This is a genomic window from Pseudomonas paraversuta (genome assembly GCF_904067025.1).
Classification (GTDB): domain Bacteria; phylum Pseudomonadota; class Gammaproteobacteria; order Pseudomonadales; family Pseudomonadaceae; genus Aquipseudomonas; species Aquipseudomonas paraversuta.
This window is the reverse complement of sequence record NZ_CAJFDA010000001.1, coordinates 760606-780878: the sequence shown is the minus strand read 5'-3', so window position 1 is coordinate 780878 and position 20273 is coordinate 760606. Positions and strand designations below refer to the sequence as shown.

General features: G+C 58.1%; 17 protein-coding genes. 13 read left to right on the top strand and 4 right to left on the bottom strand.

Annotated features, from left to right (window positions below; all coding sequences use genetic code 11):
• Nucleotides 1-221: 221 nt before the first annotated feature.
• From JQ848_RS03740 to JQ848_RS03705, 8 genes are all read left to right on the top strand, one after another.
• Complete coding sequence (locus JQ848_RS03740) at nt 222-1847, top strand: ABC transporter substrate-binding protein (RefSeq protein WP_003443773.1); 1626 nt, start codon at nt 222-224, stop codon at nt 1845-1847.
• Between the two features lie 295 nt (nt 1848-2142).
• Entirely contained in the window at nt 2143-3741 is a 1599-nt protein-coding gene (locus JQ848_RS03735; RefSeq protein ID WP_003443782.1) for an ABC transporter substrate-binding protein, read from the top strand.
• Between the two features lie 164 nt (nt 3742-3905).
• Entirely contained in the window at nt 3906-5273 is a 1368-nt protein-coding gene (locus JQ848_RS03730; protein ID WP_003443785.1) for an OprD family porin, read from the top strand.
• Nucleotides 5274-5359: 86 nt separating this feature from the next.
• Nucleotides 5360-6955 (top strand): ABC transporter substrate-binding protein, encoded by a 1596-nt coding sequence (locus JQ848_RS03725; protein ID WP_202210278.1) that lies wholly within the window; start codon nt 5360-5362, stop codon nt 6953-6955.
• A gap of 76 nt (nt 6956-7031) precedes the next feature.
• Nucleotides 7032-8042, top strand: a complete 1011-nt coding sequence (locus JQ848_RS03720) for an ABC transporter permease subunit (RefSeq protein WP_003443789.1) — start codon at nt 7032-7034, stop codon at nt 8040-8042.
• Nucleotides 8043-8052: 10 nt separating this feature from the next.
• Complete coding sequence (locus JQ848_RS03715; RefSeq protein WP_003443791.1) at nt 8053-8964, top strand: ABC transporter permease subunit; 912 nt, start codon at nt 8053-8055, stop codon at nt 8962-8964.
• A 10-nt stretch (nt 8965-8974) separates the two neighbouring features.
• On the top strand, nt 8975-9943 hold the full coding sequence (locus JQ848_RS03710) for an ABC transporter ATP-binding protein (protein ID WP_003443792.1): 969 nt from the start codon (nt 8975-8977) through the stop codon (nt 9941-9943).
• Nucleotides 9943-10917, top strand: a complete 975-nt coding sequence (locus JQ848_RS03705) for a peptide ABC transporter ATP-binding protein (protein ID WP_003443793.1) — start codon at nt 9943-9945, stop codon at nt 10915-10917. The genes JQ848_RS03710 and JQ848_RS03705 overlap by 1 nt, the downstream gene beginning before the upstream one ends.
• Nucleotides 10918-11047: 130 nt before the next feature.
• On the opposite strand, the gene JQ848_RS03700 is transcribed toward JQ848_RS03705, so the two are convergent.
• Entirely contained in the window at nt 11048-11344 is a 297-nt protein-coding gene (locus JQ848_RS03700) for a hypothetical protein (RefSeq protein WP_003443794.1), read from the bottom strand.
• Between the two features lie 210 nt (nt 11345-11554).
• Nucleotides 11555-13138: a peptide chain release factor 3 gene (locus tag JQ848_RS03695; protein WP_003443795.1), complete on the bottom strand. Its 1584-nt coding sequence runs from the start codon at nt 13136-13138 to the stop codon at nt 11555-11557.
• A gap of 342 nt (nt 13139-13480) precedes the next feature.
• Between JQ848_RS03695 and JQ848_RS03690 the strand changes: the two genes are divergently transcribed.
• From JQ848_RS03690 to JQ848_RS03670, 5 genes are all read left to right on the top strand, one after another.
• Nucleotides 13481-14197: an ABC transporter permease gene (locus JQ848_RS03690; RefSeq protein WP_029612199.1), complete on the top strand. Its 717-nt coding sequence runs from the start codon at nt 13481-13483 to the stop codon at nt 14195-14197.
• A 25-nt stretch (nt 14198-14222) separates the two neighbouring features.
• Nucleotides 14223-15125, top strand: a complete 903-nt coding sequence (locus JQ848_RS03685) for a glycine betaine ABC transporter substrate-binding protein (RefSeq protein ID WP_003443797.1) — start codon at nt 14223-14225, stop codon at nt 15123-15125.
• A 15-nt stretch (nt 15126-15140) separates the two neighbouring features.
• Nucleotides 15141-15794: an ABC transporter permease gene (locus tag JQ848_RS03680; RefSeq protein WP_003443798.1), complete on the top strand. Its 654-nt coding sequence runs from the start codon at nt 15141-15143 to the stop codon at nt 15792-15794.
• The gene (locus tag JQ848_RS03675; RefSeq protein ID WP_003443800.1) at nt 15791-16948 is read left to right on the top strand and encodes an osmoprotectant ABC transporter ATP-binding protein OsmV; all 1158 of its coding nucleotides are present in this window, start codon (nt 15791-15793) and stop codon (nt 16946-16948) included. The genes JQ848_RS03680 and JQ848_RS03675 overlap by 4 nt, the downstream gene beginning before the upstream one ends.
• A gap of 446 nt (nt 16949-17394) precedes the next feature.
• Nucleotides 17395-18558 (top strand): type III PLP-dependent enzyme, encoded by a 1164-nt coding sequence (locus JQ848_RS03670; RefSeq protein WP_003443803.1) that lies wholly within the window; start codon nt 17395-17397, stop codon nt 18556-18558.
• A gap of 74 nt (nt 18559-18632) precedes the next feature.
• Here JQ848_RS03670 and JQ848_RS03665 read toward each other — a convergent pair whose 3' ends face one another.
• Both JQ848_RS03665 and JQ848_RS03660 read right to left on the bottom strand, forming a co-directional pair.
• Complete coding sequence (locus JQ848_RS03665; RefSeq protein ID WP_003443804.1) at nt 18633-19382, bottom strand: tetratricopeptide repeat protein; 750 nt, start codon at nt 19380-19382, stop codon at nt 18633-18635.
• Between the two features lie 2 nt (nt 19383-19384).
• On the bottom strand, nt 19385-20065 hold the full coding sequence (locus JQ848_RS03660) for a Fe2+-dependent dioxygenase (RefSeq protein WP_160626760.1): 681 nt from the start codon (nt 20063-20065) through the stop codon (nt 19385-19387).
• Between the last annotated feature and the right edge of the window lie 208 nt (nt 20066-20273).

Below are 20273 nucleotides of genomic sequence, written 5' to 3'. Positions count from 1 at the left end.
GAAATGTCGCATACGTGTAACTAAATGAGTCGAAAAACGCCACGCAAACGATCAAATGCGCCAGAAGTTATACATAAGCGACATTCTTGTACGATCGTTCCACGTTTTATCAGTTCGTTGGCCTACGCATATTGCATTGGGTATGGGCTGTGCATAAGTATCGCCGGGTCGACTCACAAGGTCGCCCTCAAACCAAAAATGACAAAAATCATGAGGTCACCATGTTCAAACACGCGGTCATTCCGTTTCTAGTGGGCGCCAGCCTGCTCGCCAGTGCACCTTTCGCCCAGGCGGCGACCAATCTGGTGTTTTGCTCCGAAGGCAGCCCGGCCGGTTTTGACCCGGGTCAGTACACCACTGGTACTGACTTCGATGCATCAGCAGAAACCATCTATAACCGCCTGAGCCAGTTCGAACGTGGAGGCACCAACGTTGAGCCCGGTCTGGCCACCAGCTGGGACATTTCGCCGGACAACCTGACCTACACCTTCCACCTGCGCGATGGAGTCAAGTTTCACACCACCCCTTATTTCAAGCCTACGCGCGATTTCAACGCCGATGACGTGCTCTTCACCTTCAACCGCATGCTCGATAAAGACATGCCGTTCCGTAAGGCCTACCCCACCGAATTCCCTTATTTCACCGACATGGGCATGGATAAAAACATCGCCAAGGTGGAAAAAATCGATGACAAGACCGTCAAGTTCACGCTGAACACGGTTGATGCTGCGTTTATCCAGAACATGGCGATGCACTTTGCATCCATAGGCTCTGCCGAGTACGCCGACAAACTGCTCAAGGAAGGCAAGCCTTCCGATATCAATCAAAAGCCGATCGGCACCGGGCCTTTTGTATTCAAGAGCTACCAGAAAGACTCCAACATCCGCTACACCGGCAACAAGGATTACTGGAAGCCTGAAGACGTCAAAATCGACAACCTGATCTTCGCCATCACCACTGACCCGTCAGTGCGCATCCAGAAGCTGAAAAAGAACGAATGCCAGGTCACCATTTACCCGCGCCCGGCTGACCTCGCGGCACTTAAAGCCGACAAAGACCTGCAGATGCCCGAAAAGCCTGGGTTCAACGTCGGCTATATCGCTTACAACGTCATGGACAAGATCAAGGGCAGCAACGAACCCAACCCGATGGCCCTGCTCAAGGTGCGACAGGCACTGGACATGGCGGTAAACAAACAGCAAATCATTGATTCGGTATATCAGGGGGCGGGGCAATTGGCGGTTAACGGAATGCCGCCCACCCAGTGGTCTTATGACGACACGATCAAGGACGCGCCCTACAACCCTGAGAAAGCCAAAGAGCTGCTCAAGGAAGCCGGCATCAAGGAAGGCACCGAAATCACCCTGTGGGCCATGCCGGTTCAACGCCCCTACAACCCCAACGCCAAGCTGATGGCTGAAATGCTGCAGTCGGACTGGAGCAAGATTGGCATCAAGGCCAAGATCATGACCTACGAATGGGGCGAGTACATCAAGCGTTCCAAGGGCGGTGAAAACGGTGCGATGCTGATTGGCTGGAGCGGCGACAACGGTGACCCGGACAACTGGCTCGGTACGCTGTTCGGTTGCGATGCCATTGAAGGCAACAACTTCTCCAAGTGGTGCAATCCAGAGTTCGACAAGCTGATCAAGACTGCCAAGGCCACCACCGACGTGGCTGAGCGCACCAAGCTGTACAAACAGGCGCAGCACCTTCTCAAAGAGCAGGTTCCGATGACACCTATCGCCCACTCGACGGTGTATCAACCGATGCGCAGCACCGTCCAGGACTTCAAAATCAGCCCCCTTGGCCTGACGTCCTTCTACGGCGTAGGCATCAGCAAATAAAAGCACTGGCGAGTGCGGCCTGAATGGCGCACTCGCTTGCCTGCCAGGACAACGGAAATCCCCCTCATCTTGAAGCTGCTGCGTACTGACGCAGAGGCTATAGGACGTCGAGACGTTTCCTACGTGATTGTCAGGCCTGGCGCATTTACGGCTGCACGCCGACGTCCTAACGTCGAGGTACAGCAAGTTTATTGCGCAGGGTGCGGCTCTCTGGCTGACGCTACCGAACCACTGAACAGCCCAGCCCACGGCGCGCGTTCAGGGACCAAAAACAAAAAAAAGGATTGGGAACGCCATGCGCAACCCACTGGTTTTATCTGTGCTATTGAGCGCCGGCGTACTTGCCGGCAGCCCGCTCGCGAACGCCGCCAACAGCCTGGTGTTCTGCTCCGAAGGCAGCCCGGCCGGTTTTGATACTGCGCAATACACCACCGCCACCGACAACGACGCGGCCGAACCCATTTACAACCGCCTGGCCGAATTTGAAAAAGGCGGCACTGCTGCCGGTCCGGCGCTGGCCACCCGCTGGGATATTTCCGAAGACGGCCTGACCTACACCTTCCATCTGCGCGACGGGGTCAAGTTTCACACCACCAAATGGTTCACCCCGACCCGTGATTTCAATGCCGATGACGTGCTGTTCACCTTCAACCGCATGCTCAGCGCCGACCATCCCTTCCGTAAGGCCTACCCGACCGAATTCCCGTATTTCACCGGGATGAGCCTGGACAAGAACATCGCCAGCGTCGAAAAGACCGACCCGATGACCGTGGTCATGAAACTCAACTCGGTGGACGCGGCGTTCATCCAGAACCTGGCCATGAGCTTTGCCTCGATCCTGTCGGCCGAATACGCCGACCAGTTGCTCAAGACCGGCAAGCCCAGCGACATCAACCAGAAACCTGTGGGCACCGGGCCGTACGTATTTCAGCGCTATCAAAAAGACTCGAACATTCGCTACGCGGCCAACAAGGATTACTGGAAGCCGGACCAGGTCAAACTCGACAACCTGATTTTCTCGATCAACGTCGACGCGTCTGCGCGCATGCAAAAACTGCGTAAAAACGAATGTCAGGTTTCCCTTAGCCCGCGCCCTGCGGACGTGGCAGCCCTCAAGGCCGACCCCAAGCTGCAAGTCATCGAAAAGCCGGGCTTCAACCTGGGCTACATCGCCTACAACGTGCAACACAAGCCCTTCGACCAGCTGCAAGTGCGTCAGGCGCTGGACATGGCGGTCAACAAGGACGCCATCCTCAAGGCGGTTTACCAGGGCGCCGGGCAAAAAGCGGTCAACGCCATGCCGCCAACGCAGTGGTCCTATGACGAAACCATTGTCGACGCACCTTATAACCCCGAAAAAGCCAAAGAGCTGCTGAAGGCCGCAGGCGTCAAGGAAGGCACCGAAATCACCCTGTGGGCCATGCCCGTACAGCGCCCGTACAACCCGAACGCCAAACTCATGGCTGAAATGCTGCAGTCGGACTGGGGCAAGATCGGGCTCAAGGTCAAGATCGTCAGCTATGAATGGGGCGAGTACATCAAGCGCACCAAAAATGGCGAGCATGACATCAGCCTGATTGGCTGGACCGGTGACAACGGTGACCCGGACAACTGGCTCGGCACCCTGTACAGCTGCGATGCGATCGGCGGCAACAACTACTCCATGTGGTGCAACAAGGAGTACGACACCCTGGTCAAGAACGCCAAGATCGTTACCGATCGCGACCAGCGCACAGTGCTCTACAAACAGGCCCAGCAATTGATCAAGCAACAGGTGCCGATGACTCCGATAGCGCACTCGACGGTCAACCAGCCGCTCAGCGCCAAGGTGGAAGGCTTCCAGGTCAGCCCGTTTGGTCGTAACGCCTTCTCCGGCGTGAGTCTCAACGACTAACTGCTCCGATTCGCTACAACCTCGGCAGGCCACCTCCAGTGGCCCGCTGAAGTGTCGCCGATCGTGCGCAGCGCAAACGTTTGCAATGCTTCAAAACGTTCCACAACAGCCGATTCAAACAAAAAAGAACGGCAATAAAAAAAGAAAGCCAAGGAGCCTCAACCATGAAAGTCACAAGCAGCGCATTGTTAGCTTTATCCATCAGCGGCCTTGCCTCGATGGCAGTTGCTGAAGAATTCATCGCGACTGAACTTAAAACCGGCGCCAGCGCGCAAAGTGAAACCAAGGGTTTTGTTGAAGAGCAGACACTGGGCGGTACCACGCGTAACTGGTACGCCAACGAGCTCAAACGCCGTGATGACCGCTTTACCTACAACCACAACGGCACCCGGGAAACCACTCCGCGCCGGATCAACTGGGTACAGGGCACCATCATCGACTACCGGTCGGGGTTCACTGAGGGTACCGTCGGTTTCAGCACCCAGGTCGCGGCTTACAACGCCGTTGCCCTTGACCGCGACGCCAAGGACATCGCCGGACCGAACAACCGCACCCTGACCCACAGCGATGGTGATGCTGTCGGTCAATGGAGCAAGCTGGGCCTGGCCAACCTCAGCGCCCGCATCTCCAACACCACGCTGACCGTAGGCCGACAGAACTTCAGCAGCCCGACCATCGACGTGATCGGCAACCGCGCATTGCCTTCCAGCTTCCAGGGCGTGGGATTGCACAGTGAAGAGTTCAACAACCTGTCCTTCGACGCCGGCTCCTTCGATCGTGTATCGCCACGGACCGAGCAAAGCCTGAGCAAGTTCCGCAGTGAATACGGCGCCACCGGCGTAGAAACCGATCGCGCCAGTGTGGCCGGCCTTAACTACCAGCCGTTCAAAAATCTGAAAACCACGCTGTATGCCACCCACGTTGAAGATTTCTGGAACCAGTACTACTTCGGCGCCGTGCACGATATCGGTGACAGCGCCGTACTGGGCCTGAACACCAACTTCAACTACTACAAGACCCTCGACACCGGCAGCAAGGCCCTAGGCAACATCAACAACGACGCCTACAGCCTGGCCTTCGCCCTGAGCCACCAGGCTCATACCCTGTCGCTGTCATTCCAGCAAATCGTCGGTGACGAGTACTTCGACTACCTGCACGAAACCAACGGCATTTACCTGGCCAACTCCTTGCTCTCGGACTTCAACGGCCCGAACGAGAAATCGCTGCAACTGGCCTACAGCATCAACATGGCGCAGTACGGCATCCCGGGCCTGAAGTTCAACGCCTACCACGCCCGTGGCTGGGACATTGACGGTACCCATTACAAGGGCACCGCCTATGACGTCAAGAACATGGACGGCGAAACCCACTACGAGTACAGCGTTGGCACGTCTTATGCTATCCAGAGCGGACCACTCAAGGCCACCGCGATCCGCGCGACCTATACCACGCACCGCGCCAGCAAAAACCAGTCTGACGGCAACATCAACGAGTTCCGTCTGGTAACAACCATTCCATTCAACATCCTTTAATCACCCGATTAAAAAACAAGGTTACGGCTGATCCGGGCATCAGCCGTAACCCTCTAGCTGGTTCAAGCGATTGGAGAAGGGTTGCCATGAAAAGACTTCCACTACGCACCGCTCTTGCTGTGGCACTGCTCAGTACAGCGGTCAGTGTTTCGGCGAAAAACCTGGTGGTCTTCACCGAAGCCAGCCCGGAAGGGTTTGATATCGTTCAGTACACCACTGCCGTGACGGCCGACGCCTCTGCGGAAACCGTGCTCAACCGCCTGGTCGACTTCGCCCCCGGAACCACCGATGTAGAACCGGCCCTGGCCGAACGCTGGGACATCAGCCCCGACGGACTCGAATACACCTTCTATCTGCGCCCCGGCGTGAAGTTCCACAGCACCGACTATTTCAAACCGACCCGCACCCTCAATGCCGATGATGTGCTCTGGAGCTTTCAGCGCCAGCTGGACCCGAATCACCCGTGGCACAAACTTTCCCTGGTCGGCTACCCCTACTTTGAAAGCATGGGCTTTAAAGACCTGCTCAAGAGCGTCGACAAAGTTGACGACATGACCGTCAAGATCACCCTCAACCACGCCGAGTCGCCGTTTCTGCGGGACATCGCCATGCCGTTCAACTCTATCTACTCTGCCGAGTACGCCGACCAGTTGCTCAAGGCCGGTAAAACCGCAGAGCTGAACAGCAAGCCGATCGGCACCGGGCCGTTCATTTTTGTGCGCTACAACAAGGACGCACAGGTGCGCTTCAAGGCCAACCCGGATTACTTCCGTGGCAAGCCGCCCAGCGACGTACTGATCTTCGCCGTCACCACCGACAGCAACGTGCGCCTGCAGAAACTCAAGGCCAACGAGTGCCAGATCGCGCTGTACCCCAAGCCCGATGAAGTCAAAAACATCCGCAAGGACCCGAACCTCAAGGTGGATGAACTGGCCGCACTGATGACCAGTTACATCGCCATGAACTCCAGCCACAAATACCTCAGCGATGTGCGGGTGCGCAAAGCCATAGACATGGCCTTCGACAAACAGACCTACCTCAACACCGTGCACGGTGAAGGCAATGCTCTGGTTGCCATCAACCCCTACCCGCCGACCATGCTTGGCTTCAACAAGGACATGCAAAGCCCGCCCCGGGACCTGGACAAGGCCCGGGCGCTGCTCAAGGAAGCAGGCGTTCCCGAAGGCACGGTACTCACCCTCTTCACCCGCAATGGCGGCGGCCCGACCAATCCCAACCCGATGCTCGGAGCGCAGCTGTTACAGTCCGACCTGCAGAAGATCGGGATCAAACTCGACATCCGGGTCATGGAATGGGGCGAAATGCTCAAGCGTGCAAAAAGTGGCGAACATGATCTGGTCTCCACCGGTTGGGGCGGAGATAACGGCGACCCGGACAACTTCCTGACCCCACTGCTCAGTTGCGAGGCGGCCAAAAACGGCGAAAACTACGCCCGCTGGTGCAGCAAGGACTTCGAAGCACTGATCACCAGGGCCCGCAACATCACTGAACCCGAGCAGCGCGCTGCACTCTATGAGCAGGCACAGGTGATATTCCATCAGGATCAACCCTGGATTAACGTGGTACACCCAATGCTCTTTACCGCCATGCGCAAAAACGTCGAGGGCTACATCCTTAGCCCCCTGACCAACAACAACTTCGCCACCACCCGGGTGAAGTAGAACAATAAAAACACCCGCCATTGCCCACCCGGGCTCTGGCGGACCTGCCTAACCGGCTGATGAGGTACACCACACGATGTTTAGTTTTATTGCCCGCCGAGTGGGGTTGTTGATACCCACTTTCTTCGGCATTACCTTGCTGACTTTTGCCCTGATCCGCATGATTCCGGGCGACCCGGTCGAAGTCATGATGGGTGAACGTCGGGTTGACCCTGAGATGCACGCCCAGGCCATGGAACGGCTTGGCCTGAACAAGCCGCTCTATGAGCAGTATTTCGACTACATCGGCAAGCTCGCCCACGGTGACCTGGGTGAATCACTGAGAACCCGTGAAAGCGTATGGACCGAGTTTTCAGCGCTGTTCCCGGCCACCCTTGAACTGTCGATGGCCGCGCTGTTGTTCGCCGGCATCCTCGGGCTTCTGGCAGGGGTCATTGCAGCACTCAAACGAGGCTCGCTATTTGACCACGGGGTGATGGGCATCTCCCTCGCGGGATATTCGATGCCCATCTTCTGGTGGGGCCTGATTCTGATCATGTTCTTCTCGGTAACCCTGGGCTGGACCCCGGTTTCCGGACGCATCGACCTGCTTTACGACATTGAGCCGAGAACCGGTTTCATGTTGATCGACACCCTGCTCAGCGACGAGCCAGAAGCTTTCTGGGACGCGCTGCACCACATGATTCTGCCGGCCATCGTGCTCGGCACCATTCCATTGGCCGTGATCGCCCGGATGACCCGTTCATCCATGCTCGAAGTGCTGCGCGAAGACTACATCCGCACGGCCCGCGCCAAAGGCTTGTCACCTGCCCGGGTCGTATTCGTGCACGGCCTGCGCAATGCGCTGATCCCGGTACTGACTGTCGTGGGTCTGCAAGTCGGCACCCTGCTGGCCGGCGCCGTCCTGACCGAAACCATCTTCTCCTGGCCCGGCATCGGCAAGTGGCTGATCGAAGCCATTGGTGCCCGGGACTATCCCGTGGTGCAAAACGGCATCCTGTTAATCGCCTGCCTGGTGATTCTGGTCAACTTCGTAGTGGACATCCTCTACGGCTTTGCCAACCCACGCATTCGCCACCAGCGCTGAGATTCTGACCATGAGTACATCGACCAACGCTACCGAAGTGGATCAAAGCCTGCTTTATCCCTCGCCTTACAAAGAATTCTGGCACGCCTTTTCCAGGAACAAAGGGGCCGTTGCCGGCCTGATGTTCATGTGCCTGATTGTGTTTTGCGCCCTGTTTGCCCCCTGGGTCGCACCCCATAACCCGAGTGAGCAATACCGCGACTTCCTGCTGACCCCGCCGGTGTGGCTGGAAGGCGGCCAATGGCAATTTCTGCTGGGCACCGACGAACTGGGCCGCGACCTGCTGTCACGCCTGATCGAAGGTTCGCGCCTGTCACTGCTGATCGGCTTGTCCTCGGTGGTCATTTCCCTGATCCCCGGCGTGATTCTGGGCCTGTTTGCCGGATTCTTCCCGCGCATCCTCGGCCCGGGCATCATGCGTCTGATGGACATCATGCTGGCCCTGCCGTCCTTGCTGCTGGCGGTGGCAATCGTCGCCATCCTCGGCCCTGGCCTGATCAACACCGTGATCGCAATTGCCGTGGTTTCATTGCCGTCCTATGTGCGTCTGACCCGTGCTGCGGTGATGGGCGAACTGAACCGCGACTACGTGACCGCTGCCCGCCTGGCCGGTGCCAGCTTGCCGCGCCTGATGTTCGTCACCGTACTGCCCAACTGCATGGCTCCCCTGATCGTACAGGCCACCCTGAGCTTCTCCTCGGCGATTCTCGACGCTGCGGCTCTGGGCTTCCTCGGTTTGGGCGTACAACCGCCAACCCCTGAATGGGGCACCATGCTGGCCTCGGCCCGTGACTACATCGAACGCGCCTGGTGGGTCGTCAGTCTGCCCGGTTTGACCATTTTGCTCAGCGTGCTGGCAATCAACTTGATGGGCGACGGTCTGCGCGATGCGCTGGACCCGAAACTCAAGAACGCCGCCTGAGGAGATTCCCATGTCACTTTTAGAAATCAAGAATCTCAACGTCCGCTTTGGCGACGCCAAGGCTGTGCCTGTGGTCGACGGTTTGAGCCTGTCTGTGGATAAAGGCGAAGTTCTGGCCATTGTCGGCGAATCCGGTTCCGGTAAATCCGTGACCATGATGGCGCTGATGGGCCTGATCGAGCATCCGGGTATCGTCACTGCCGACGCGCTGAATTTCGACGGCAAAAACATGCTGACCCTCAGCGCCCGTCAACGCCGGAAAATCGTCGGCAAGGACATGGCCATGGTCTTCCAGGACCCGATGACCGCGCTCAATCCCAGCTACACCGTGGGTTTCCAGATCGAAGAAGTCCTGCGCCTGCACCTGAAGATGTCGAAGAAAGAAGCACGCAAACGCGCCATCGAGCTGCTGGAAAAGGTCGAAATTCCCGGCGCGGCCAGCCGCATGGAAGCCTACCCGCATCAACTTTCGGGCGGCATGAGCCAGCGCGTAGCCATCGCCATGGCGATTGCCGGCGAACCGAAACTGCTGATCGCCGACGAACCGACCACTGCGCTGGACGTGACCATTCAAGCCCAGATCATGGACTTGCTGCTCAATCTGCAACGTGAGCAAAACATGGGCCTGGTGCTGATCACTCACGACCTGGCGGTGGTTGCCGAAACCGCGCAACGGGTGTGCGTGATGTACGCCGGCCAGGCGGTCGAAGTCGGTAGCGTGCCAGGGTTGTTTGACGTACCGGCTCACCCTTACAGCGAAGCCCTGCTGGCGGCGATCCCGGAACACAGCATGGGGGCTTCCCGTCTGGCGACCTTGCCCGGCATCGTGCCGGGGCGTTACGACCGTCCCCAGGGCTGCCTGCTGTCGCCGCGCTGCCCTTATGTACAAGACACCTGCCGCCAGCAACGTCCGGCGCTGGAGCCCAGGGCTCACAGCCAGGTACGCTGCTTCTTCCCCTTGAACCAGGAGGTGGCGTAATGACTGTCGTTCTTACCGCCCGTGACCTCACCCGTCACTACGAAGTGTCCCGCGGCATGTTCAAGGGCCACGCCCTGGTACGCGCCCTCAACGGTGTATCCTTTGAACTGGAGGCAGGCAAAACCCTCGCCGTGGTTGGCGAGTCCGGGTGCGGAAAATCCACCCTGGCCCGCGCCCTGACCCTGATCGAAGAGCCGTCTTCAGGTTCGCTGAAAATCGCCGGCCAGGAAGTCGCCGGGGCCAACAAGGCTGAACGCAAGCAACTGCGCAAAGACGTTCAGATGGTGTTCCAGAGCCCTTACGCCTCGCTCAACCCGCGGCAAAAGGTCGGTGATCAGTTGGCCGAGCCGTTACTGATCAACACCAGCCTGAGCGCCAGCGAACGCCGCGATAAAGTGCAGGCGATGATGAAGCAAGTGGGTTTGCGCCCTGAGCATTACCATCGCTACCCGCACATGTTCTCGGGTGGCCAGCGCCAGCGGATCGCCCTGGCGCGCGCCATGATGCTGCAACCCAAGGTGCTGGTGGCCGACGAACCGACCTCCGCCCTCGACGTATCGATTCAGGCGCAGGTGCTCAACCTGTTCATGGATTTGCAGCAGGAGTTCAACACCGCCTACGTGTTCATCTCCCACAACCTGGCGGTGGTCAGGCATGTCGCCGATCAGGTCCTGGTGATGTACCTCGGCCGCCCGGTAGAAATGGGGCCCAAGGAGGAGATCTACACCCGCCCGTTGCACCCCTATACCCAGGCGCTGCTGTCGGCCACACCGACCATCCACCCGGACCCGAACAAGCCGAAAATCAAAATCGTCGGCGAGTTGCCCAACCCGTTGAACCCGCCGTCGGGCTGCGCCTTCCACAAGCGCTGCCCCTATGCGACCGAGCTGTGCAGTACAGAGGAACCTGCCCTGCGCCTGCTGGACAACCGCCAGGTTGCCTGCCATCACGCGGAGCAGTTCTTGAGCGTTTAACACCGACAAACAACCTGTGGGAGCCGGGCATCCTTATCGCTGGCAAGCCAGCTCCCACGGGCCATGTAACATCCAGCTCCTGCATCCTGTCACCGGGCCGGGGAGCAGGGACAAAGCCGGATTCTGACTGTCAGGACTGGCTGTCCCCCTCGTCGCCTTCATCACCGTTGTCACCGTTGTCGCCTCCGCCATCCGCGCCACCATCACCGTCCGTTTGATCATCATCCCCCGAACTGCCGCCCTGCCCCTGATCACCAGGTTCAGAGTCAGACTTGTAGATGGCATGCACCGTGGGGCCAGCGACACCAGTGGCCGAAGCCCCGACTCCCGGAAGCGTCAGCGGATTGCTCGCCCATGCGGCTGAAGCACTCACCGTCAGCAAGACCAATACTTTGAGCAACAACACCATGCGTTGAAAAAGCCTCATCGCGAACTCCACCTTGTCGTAGGAAAGATACGATTTAAACCTAGTCCGCCTGCGGCGCTTTTTCCCGAAAAGCTTTTGCCCGCAATAGATCTATTTGGACTTACCCGACCGAAATTGTTATGGGCTTTTGTAACCCGAGGTTCGAGGATTTACGGGCAAAAAAAAGCGAAGCCCGCAGGCTTCGCTTTTTTAACCAGAACTCCGTGGCTCTTAGTGATGCTCACGGGTGGCGCGGAATTTCACATCTGGCCAGCGCTCTTCCATCAACGCCAGGTTAACCCGGGTCGGCGCCAGGTAGGTCAGGTGACCACCGCCGTCAATCGCCAGGTTTTCCACTGCCTTGATCTTGAACTCCTCAAGCTTCTTCTTATCGTCGCAATCAATCCAGCGCGCCGAGTACACGGTGATCGGCTCATAGGAGCATTCCACCTTGTATTCGCCTTTCAGACGGCTGGCGACCACGTCGAACTGCAGCACACCAACGGCACCCAGAATGATGTCGTTGCTGCGCTCCGGGAAAAACACCTGGGTGGCGCCCTCTTCGGCCAGTTGCTGCAAACCCTGACGCAGCTGCTTGGATTTGAGCGGATCGCGCAGACGGACGCGACGGAACAGCTCCGGGGCGAAGTGCGGAATACCGGTGAAGCTCAGGCTTTCACCTTCGGTGAAGGTGTCACCGATCTGGATCGTGCCGTGGTTGTGCAAGCCGATGATGTCCCCGGCAAACGCCTCTTCCAGCTGTTCACGCTCGGAAGAGAAGAACGTCAGGGCGTCGCCGATACGGATGTCTTTGCCGGTGCGCACGTGGCGCATTTTCATGCCCTTTTCGTATTTGCCCGAGCAGATACGCATAAAAGCGATACGGTCACGGTGCTTGGGGTCCATGTTCGCCTGGATCTTGAACACGAAGCCACTGAACTTCTCTTCAGTCGGCTCCACCGTGCGCTCGTTGGCCACCCGGGGCAACGGCTCCGGAGTCCAGTTGACCACCGCGTCGAGCACGTGATCGACACCAAAGTTGCCCAGTGCCGTACCGAAGAACACCGGTGTCAGCTGGCCGTCGAGGAACTCCTGCTGGTTGAATTCATGGCAGGCACCCTGGACCAGCTCCAGCTGGTCGACAAAGCGCTGGTACTCGTCACCCAGGTGCGCACGGGCCTCATCGGAGTCGAGCTTCTCGATGATTTTGGTTTCAGTGCGCTCATGGCCATGACCGGCGGTGTAGACAATGATGTAGTCATCGGCCAGGTGGTAAACACCCTTGAAATCGCGGTAGCAACCAATCGGCCAGGTGATCGGCGCGGCCTTGATCTTGAGGACAGCTTCAATCTCGTCCAGCAACTCGATCGGGTCACGGATATCGCGGTCGAGTTTGTTGATAAAGCTGACGATTGGCGTGTCCCGCAGACGACAAACGTCCATCAGGGCGATGGTCCGAGGCTCAACACCTTTACCGCCATCGAGCACCATCAAGGCCGAGTCGACCGCGGTCAGGGTGCGGTAAGTATCTTCCGAGAAGTCTTCGTGGCCCGGGGTGTCGAGCAGGTTGATCATGTGGTCGCGATACGGGAACTGCATGACCGACGTGGTAATCGAAATACCCCGTTGCTTCTCCATTTCCATCCAGTCGGAGGTGGCATGGCGGTCGGACTTTCGCGATTTCACCGTACCGGCGATCGCAATCGCCTTACCCATCAGCAACAGCTTTTCGGTGATGGTGGTCTTACCCGCATCGGGGTGGGAAATAATGGCGAAAGTGCGGCGTTTCGCGACTTCGGCGGCCTGGTTGGTCATGGGAAATCGCCTGACGATTGATTCAAAAAAGGGCGCGGATTATAGCTCAAATTAGGCCCATGCAGCCACCGTTGGTGCCATGGCTCGTCGGACAAGGGTGGCAATCTGCCGTAAAAAATGTGAACCTTTTGTGCAGTGGAGGCGTCCACTCTCCTGATACGACAAACCGTCAGGTGCTGAAATATCAGCAAGTTAGCCTGACGAGGCTGCGCTAATGACAGGTGATGGCGGCGCATTTTCGCCCCCCACCCGTTGCTCTTCGCGAACTCATCGTCGGCAGCCAGGAATGGCATTGCCACACGACAATGTGTTCGCCGACCAAGAAAAAAAAGGAGTCCGCCTGTGGCTAATCGCTATGGAAAAGGGCTTATAGGAGGTGTGATTGTTCTCGCACTCCTGGCCCTGTTGGTCCACTGGATCGGCATCAGCACTATCGAACACTATCAAGATGATCTGTTGTTCTACCTGCAAGCCCATCTGTACCTCGTACTCGTTTCAATGTTTGCCGCCCTCCTTGTAGGGATCCCCGCGGGCATTTTCCTCAGCCGACCAAGTATGGCCGGACGTGCGGAACGCTTCATGCAAGTCTTCAACATCGGCAACACCGTGCCACCGCTGGCCGTACTGGCCATTGCGCTTGGCTTTCTGGGGATCGGTAGCGGCCCTGCCATCTTCGCCCTGTTTCTCGCCTCGTTGCTGCCCATTGTGCGCAACACCTATGAAGGCCTGAAAAACGTTCAGGGTTCACTCAAAGAAGCCGCCGTCGGCATCGGCATGACCCCGCGCCAAGTGCTGTGGCGAGTCGAAATGCCCAACGCCGTACCCATCATCATGGGTGGCGTACGGGTCGCACTGGCGATCAACGTCGGCACCGCCCCCCTGGCGTTCCTGATTGGCGCCAACAGCCTGGGCAGCCTGATTTTCCCTGGTATCGCCCTCAATAATCAGCCGCAACTCATCCTCGGCGCAGCCTGTACCGCGCTGCTGGCATTGCTGCTCGACGGCCTGGTGATCTTCATCAGCCGCCGCTGGCTGGAACGCGGTCTACGACCTGCATAAGGTCTGGCTGAGCAAAGGAATACGCATGAAAAAATTAAGCTTGTTTTTAGGCTGCATCCTGCTGTTCGCAGGAATTGCCCAGGCCGCAGAAAAACCCCTGGTCCGGATTGGGGCGCGGGTTTTTACCGAGCAAACCCTGCTCGCTGAAATCACCTCGCAATACCTCAAGAGCAAGGGCTACAACGCTCAGGTAACCGGCGGGCTGGGCAGCAGCCTGGCGCGCAGCGCCCAGGAGTCCGGGCAGCTGGACCTGATCTGGGAATACACCGGCGTGTCACTGGTGGCCTATAACCACGTGACCGAAAAACTCGACAGCGAGCAATCCTTCGAGCGGGTCAAAGAGCTCGACGGTAAAAAAGGCCTGGTCTGGCTGCACCCGTCCAAGTTCAGTAACACCTATGCCCTGGCGCTGCCAGAAAACGTGGCCAAGGAACACCCGGAAATCAACAGCATCAGCGATCTGAACAAGGCCCTGCGCGACCCGGCGAATAAAGGCGCCCTGGTCTCACTGGATACCGAGTTTGCCAATCGCTCCGACGGGTTGATCGGCATGGCCGAGCTGTATGACATGGACCTGACCCGCAAAAACATCCGGCAAATGGACGCTGGCCTGGTCTATACCTCGCTGAAAAACGGCCAGGTGTTTGCAGGGCTGGTCTACACCACTGACGGTCGCCTGAGCGCTTTCAACCTCAAGTTGCTCGACGACGACAAGCATTACTTCCCGGATTACACCGCCGCTCCCGTAGTACGCAAAGCCTACCTGGACCAGCACCCGGATCTGGCTGACCTGCTCAAGCCACTGGCGGACCTGTTTGACGACGAAACCATGCGCCAACTCAACGCCCGGGTCGACGTCGACCACGAAAGCCCGTCCAAGGTGGCCGCAGACTTCCTGCGCCAGCACCCACAGCTTTTAGCTAACTGACCCGGAGGAAAAGACATGGAATTTCTAAACGCCTTTTCCAACATGGACTGGAATCAGGTCATGCACCTGACCCTGCAACACATTGCTCTGGTCGGGATCGCCGTGACCCTGGCCATTGTGGTTGGCGTACCGCTGGGCGTACTGATGACGCGCTTCCCGTCACTGGCCGGTCCCATGCAGGCCAGCGCCACCGTGTTGCTGACCATCCCCTCGATTGCCCTGTTCGGCCTGCTGCTGCCGTTCTATTCCAAGTTCGGCCAGGGCCTGGGCCCGATGCCCGCCATCACCGCCGTGTTCCTGTACTCATTGCTGCCGATCATGCGTAACACCTTCCTTGCCCTGACCGGCGTGGAACCGGGCATACGTGAAGCCGCCCGCGGTATCGGCATGACCTTCGCCCAGCGCCTGCGCATGGTTGAACTGCCGATCGCGGTACCGGTGATCCTGGCCGGTGTGCGCACCGCCGTGGTGATGAACATTGGTGTAATGACGATTGCCGCCACCATCGGTGCCGGCGGTCTGGGTGTACTTATTCTTGCTGCAATCAGCCGTAGCGACATGTCGATGCTGATCGTCGGCGCGGTACTGGTCAGTCTTCTGGCCATCTTCGCCGACCTGCTTTTGCAATGGCTGCAACGCACGCTGACTCCAAAAGGATTACTCAAATGATCGAACTTCAAAACCTCAGCAAGACCTTCCAAAGCAACGGCAAAGATGTAAAAGCCGTGGACTCGGTAAGCCTGACCGTCAACGAAGGCGAAATCTGCGTGTTCCTCGGGCCTTCGGGTTGCGGTAAAAGCACCACGCTGAAAATGATCAACCGCCTGATCAAGCCAACCTCCGGCAAGATCCTGATCAACGGCGAAGACACCACCGACCTCGACCCGGTCACCCTGCGCCGCAATATCGGTTATGTGATCCAGCAGATCGGTCTGTTCCCCAACATGACCATCGAGGAGAACATCACCATCGTTCCGCGCCTGCTGGGCTGGGACAAGCAAAAGTGCCATGACCGTGCCCGCGAACTGATGAGCATGATCAAGCTTGAGCCCAAGCAGTACCTGACCCGCTACCCCCGTGAACTGTCGGGTGGCCAGCAACAGCGCATCGGCGTGATTCGCGCCCTGGCCGCCGACGCACCGCTGCTATTAATGGATGAGCCGTTCGGCGCGGTCGACCCGATCAACCGCGAAATGATCCAGAACGAATTCTTCGAGATGCAGCGCGCGCTGAACAAGACCGTGATCATGGTCAGCCACGACATTGACGAAGCGATCAAGCTGGGCGACAAAATCGCCATCTTCCGCGGCGGCAAGCTGCTGCAGATGGATCACCCGGACACTCTGCTCGCCCACCCGGCCGACGACTTTGTCAGCAACTTTGTCGGTCAGGACAGCACCCTCAAGCGCCTGTTGCTGGTCAAGGCTGAAGACGCGGCCGACAACGCGCCGTCGGTCAGCCCGGAGACACCGGTGGCCGAAGCACTGGAACTGATGGACGAACTGGACCGTCGCTACGTCGTCGTCACCTGTGCCGACAACAAGGCCCTGGGCTATGTGCGCCGTCGCGACCTGCATCGCCAGACCGGCACTTGCGGCCAGTACCTGCGCGAGTTCACCGCCACTGCAGCCTCCGACGAACACTTGCGCATCCTGCTGTCGCGCATGTACGAGTTCAACCGCTCATGGTTGCCGGTAATGGATGCCGAACGGGTATTCCTCGGTGAAGTGACCCAGGAATCCATCGCTGCCTACTTGAGCTCCGGCCGCTCCCGCGGGGCCAAGACCAGCATTGTTTCACCGGCTGATATGGCCACTGCCTAGATAACCGATCCTGCGGGAGCCTGGCTTGGCGGCGATGTAAACTACGCGGTTTTACTGACAGACCGTGCAGATGCCATCGCTGGCAAGCCAGGCTCGCGCAGCAGGGCACAACTCATCGCTCCCCTTCAAATCCCCTTCTGCGGGAACATCACACTGTCATCAAGGTCGGTTACTTAAATAGCCGAAATTGAACCCCCGACGAATTCGTGCAAATACGCGACATTTTTAGTTGATCAAAGGGCAATCACGCCCTAAAGTTCGCGCCGAACATCCATGCTGGAAACGATCCATCCGGCTCAAGTACTGACGACGAGACAGCAAGGTCCATTTACCTTTTTTGCTTTCGGCGGACATGCCTTGGGAAGTAGGCGAACCAAAGTGGGGATACGGAGGATGTTCAGTTGCACCCATTTATCTATGACGTTTGCCACTTGGAGTCCCTCCTCATGTCGATTCAGGTCGAAGACTATTACGCGCGCGAAACCTTCAACAAAATGAAGGCTTTTGCCGACACCCAGGAAACCCCGTTCGTGGTGATCGACACCGCCATGATCAGCAAGGCTTACGATGACCTGCGCGCAGGTTTCGAGTTCGCCAAGGTGTACTACGCGGTCAAGGCCAACCCGGCAGTCGAAATCATCGACCTGCTGCGCGACAAGGGCTCAAGCTTCGACATCGCGTCGATCTATGAACTGGACAAAGTGATGGATCGGGGCGTTTCCCCGGATCGCATCAGCTACGGCAACACCATCAAGAAGTCCAAGGACATCCGCTACTTCTACGAGAAGGGCGTGCGCCTGTTTTCCACCGACTCCGAAGCTGACCTGCGCAACATCGCCAAGGCCGCCCCGGGTTCGAAAATCTACGTGCGCATCCTCACCGAAGGCTCGACTACGGCTGACTGGCCACTGTCGCGCAAATTCGGCTGCCAGACCGATATGGCCATGGATCTGCTGATCCTTGCCCGTGACCTGGGCCTGGTGCCTTACGGCATTTCGTTCCACGTGGGCTCGCAGCAACGGGACATCAGCGTGTGGGACGCGGCGATTGCCAAGGTTAAAGTGATCTTCGAGCGTCTCAAGGAAGAAGACGGCATTGTTCTCAAGCTGATCAACATGGGCGGCGGCTTCCCGGCCAACTACATCACCCGCACCAACAGCCTGGAAACCTACGCTGAAGAGATCATCCGTTTCCTCAAGGAAGACTTCGGTGACGAACTGCCGGAAATCATCCTTGAGCCTGGCCGTTCGCTGATTGCCAACGCCGGGATCCTGGTCAGTGAAGTAGTGCTGGTTGCGCGTAAATCCCGTACCGCTGTCGAGCGCTGGGTTTACACCGATGTGGGCAAATTCTCGGGCCTGATCGAAACCATGGACGAAGCCATCAAGTTTCCGATCTGGACTGAAAAGAAAGGCGAGATGGAAGAAGTAGTCATCGCCGGCCCGACCTGCGACAGCGCCGACATCATGTATGAAAACTACAAATACGGCCTGCCACTGAACCTGGCGATCGGTGACCGCCTGTACTGGCTGTCCACCGGTGCTTACACCACCAGCTACAGCGCAGTTGAATTCAATGGCTTTCCGCCGCTGAAATCCTTCTACCTGTAAACGCAGCCCCTAAAAAAACCCATGACCTGTCATGGGTTTTTTTATGCCCGCAGCCTGTAGCCGCGAGCTCGCGCCTACAGAATCTCGGCTGCCCGCTGCTGGTAAGCCGTGGCCAATGCCCGGATTTGCGGGTGCCCGGCATTCAATAAGGTCAGGGCCGCGACCTTGAGAAATTTAAGATTGCCCCCCGCCAACGCGCGCTCAAACCAGATCAACGCCTGATCGATTTCCCCCGACTCGGCCAGCACCGAGGCGTGGCTGAACTGCCCACGAAAGTCCCCCGCTTCAGCCGAGCGCCGGTACCACAGGCATGCTGCCTCTTGATCGGCAGGGCAATGCACACCCTCCTCCAGATAACGCCCCAGCAAGTTCATGGATTTGGCGTGCCCCAACTGCGCCGCCCGACGGTAATAAAACTGAGCCGTGATCTGGTCTTCAGCCACGCCGCGCCCGGTGGCCAGCAAGTTGGCGTAGTTGTACATCGCCCAGTCCAGCCCGGCTTCAGCCGCCTGGCGATACTCCAGGCTGGCCAGGGTCCAGTCCACAGGCCCGCCCCAGCCCAGTTCCCAGCAGCGCCCCAACATGTTGCGCGCCATCAGGTGATCAGCATTGGCGGCAATCTGAAACCAGCGTCTGGCCAGAGCCGGGTCGCGCTCAATCCCCTGCCCGTCCAGCAGAATCTGCCCCAGCAAGGCCTGACCGTCGACGATGCCCTGGCGGGCCGCGAGCAAAATCGCCTGCGCTGCCCGCGCCGGGTTTTCAGCGAGCATGGCTTTGAGCTGCTCGCCGTCGAGTACTTCTTCACGACGCAGTTGAAATGGCATCCCTAAACCTCAACCCAGCGCCGCAACAGGTTGTGATAAGTGCCCGTGAGCCGGATCAACGAGGGGTGATCGGGTACGTCGCGGGTCAGCTGCTGAATGGCGTTATCCATTTCAAACAGCAAGGTGCGCTGGCTGTCTTCACGCACCAGGCTTTGGGTCCAGAAGAACGAGGCATAGCGTGCGCCACGGGTGACCGCATTGACCTTGTGCAGGCTGGTACCGGGGTACAGGACCATGTCGCCAGCAGGCAATTTGACCTGCTGCACACCGTAGGTGTCCTGAATCACCAGCTCGCCACCGTCATAGTCATCGGGGTCGCTGAAAAACAGGGTGGCCGACAAGTCAGTCCGCACCCGCTCGGGACTGCCCTTGGGCTGGCGCACGGCGTTGTCGATATGAAAATCGAAACTGCCACCGCCGGTGTAGCAATTGACCAGCGGCGGGAAGACTTTGTGCGGCAAGGCAGCCGACATGAACAACGGGGTTTGCCACAGCCGCTCAATCATTGCCGCGCCAATTTCCTTCGCCAACGGGTGCCCTTCAGGCAACTGCAGGTTGTGCTTGGCCCTGGCGGACTGAAAGCCGGCGGTGATTTTGCCGTCAGCCCACTCGGTCTGCTCCAGCGCCTCACGAATGCGCTGCACCTCTTCACGGGAAAACAAGCCGGGAATATGCAACAGCATGGCGCGATACCAGTTAGCGAAGGGACGGCAATGGTATTGATTCTTATTGTTCGTGTAAAACCCTGTTAGGACACCGGAGACGAATGAGTGTGAAAAAACCGTAAAGGGAAATTGTAAAGATTGTAAATTTAGCGCTAATAGTAATTGATCTCAATTGATACAAGGAATTGTTTGCACTATATTTCGCGGCTCAAATTCTGGGGCAAGG

Excerpts from the sequence above, each read along its gene's own strand:
- JQ848_RS03740 (WP_003443773.1), top strand. The coding sequence starts at position 222 with ATGTTCAAACACGCGGTCATTCCGTTTCTAGTGGGCGCCAGCCTGCTC.
- JQ848_RS03735 (WP_003443782.1), top strand. The coding sequence starts at position 2,143 with ATGCGCAACCCACTGGTTTTATCTGTGCTATTGAGCGCCGGCGTACTT.
- JQ848_RS03730 (WP_003443785.1), top strand. The coding sequence starts at position 3,906 with ATGAAAGTCACAAGCAGCGCATTGTTAGCTTTATCCATCAGCGGCCTT.
- JQ848_RS03725 (WP_202210278.1), top strand. The coding sequence starts at position 5,360 with ATGAAAAGACTTCCACTACGCACCGCTCTTGCTGTGGCACTGCTCAGT.
- JQ848_RS03720 (WP_003443789.1), top strand. The coding sequence starts at position 7,032 with ATGTTTAGTTTTATTGCCCGCCGAGTGGGGTTGTTGATACCCACTTTC.
- JQ848_RS03715 (WP_003443791.1), top strand. The coding sequence starts at position 8,053 with ATGAGTACATCGACCAACGCTACCGAAGTGGATCAAAGCCTGCTTTAT.
- JQ848_RS03710 (WP_003443792.1), top strand. The coding sequence starts at position 8,975 with ATGTCACTTTTAGAAATCAAGAATCTCAACGTCCGCTTTGGCGACGCC.
- JQ848_RS03705 (WP_003443793.1), top strand. The coding sequence starts at position 9,943 with ATGACTGTCGTTCTTACCGCCCGTGACCTCACCCGTCACTACGAAGTG.
- JQ848_RS03700 (WP_003443794.1), bottom strand. The coding sequence starts at position 11,344 with ATGAGGCTTTTTCAACGCATGGTGTTGTTGCTCAAAGTATTGGTCTTG.
- JQ848_RS03695 (WP_003443795.1), bottom strand. The coding sequence starts at position 13,138 with ATGACCAACCAGGCCGCCGAAGTCGCGAAACGCCGCACTTTCGCCATT.
- JQ848_RS03685 (WP_003443797.1), top strand. The coding sequence starts at position 14,223 with ATGAAAAAATTAAGCTTGTTTTTAGGCTGCATCCTGCTGTTCGCAGGA.
- JQ848_RS03680 (WP_003443798.1), top strand. The coding sequence starts at position 15,141 with ATGGAATTTCTAAACGCCTTTTCCAACATGGACTGGAATCAGGTCATG.
- JQ848_RS03675 (WP_003443800.1), top strand. The coding sequence starts at position 15,791 with ATGATCGAACTTCAAAACCTCAGCAAGACCTTCCAAAGCAACGGCAAA.
- JQ848_RS03670 (WP_003443803.1), top strand. The coding sequence starts at position 17,395 with ATGTCGATTCAGGTCGAAGACTATTACGCGCGCGAAACCTTCAACAAA.
- JQ848_RS03665 (WP_003443804.1), bottom strand. The coding sequence starts at position 19,382 with ATGCCATTTCAACTGCGTCGTGAAGAAGTACTCGACGGCGAGCAGCTC.
- JQ848_RS03660 (WP_160626760.1), bottom strand. The coding sequence starts at position 20,065 with ATGCTGTTGCATATTCCCGGCTTGTTTTCCCGTGAAGAGGTGCAGCGC.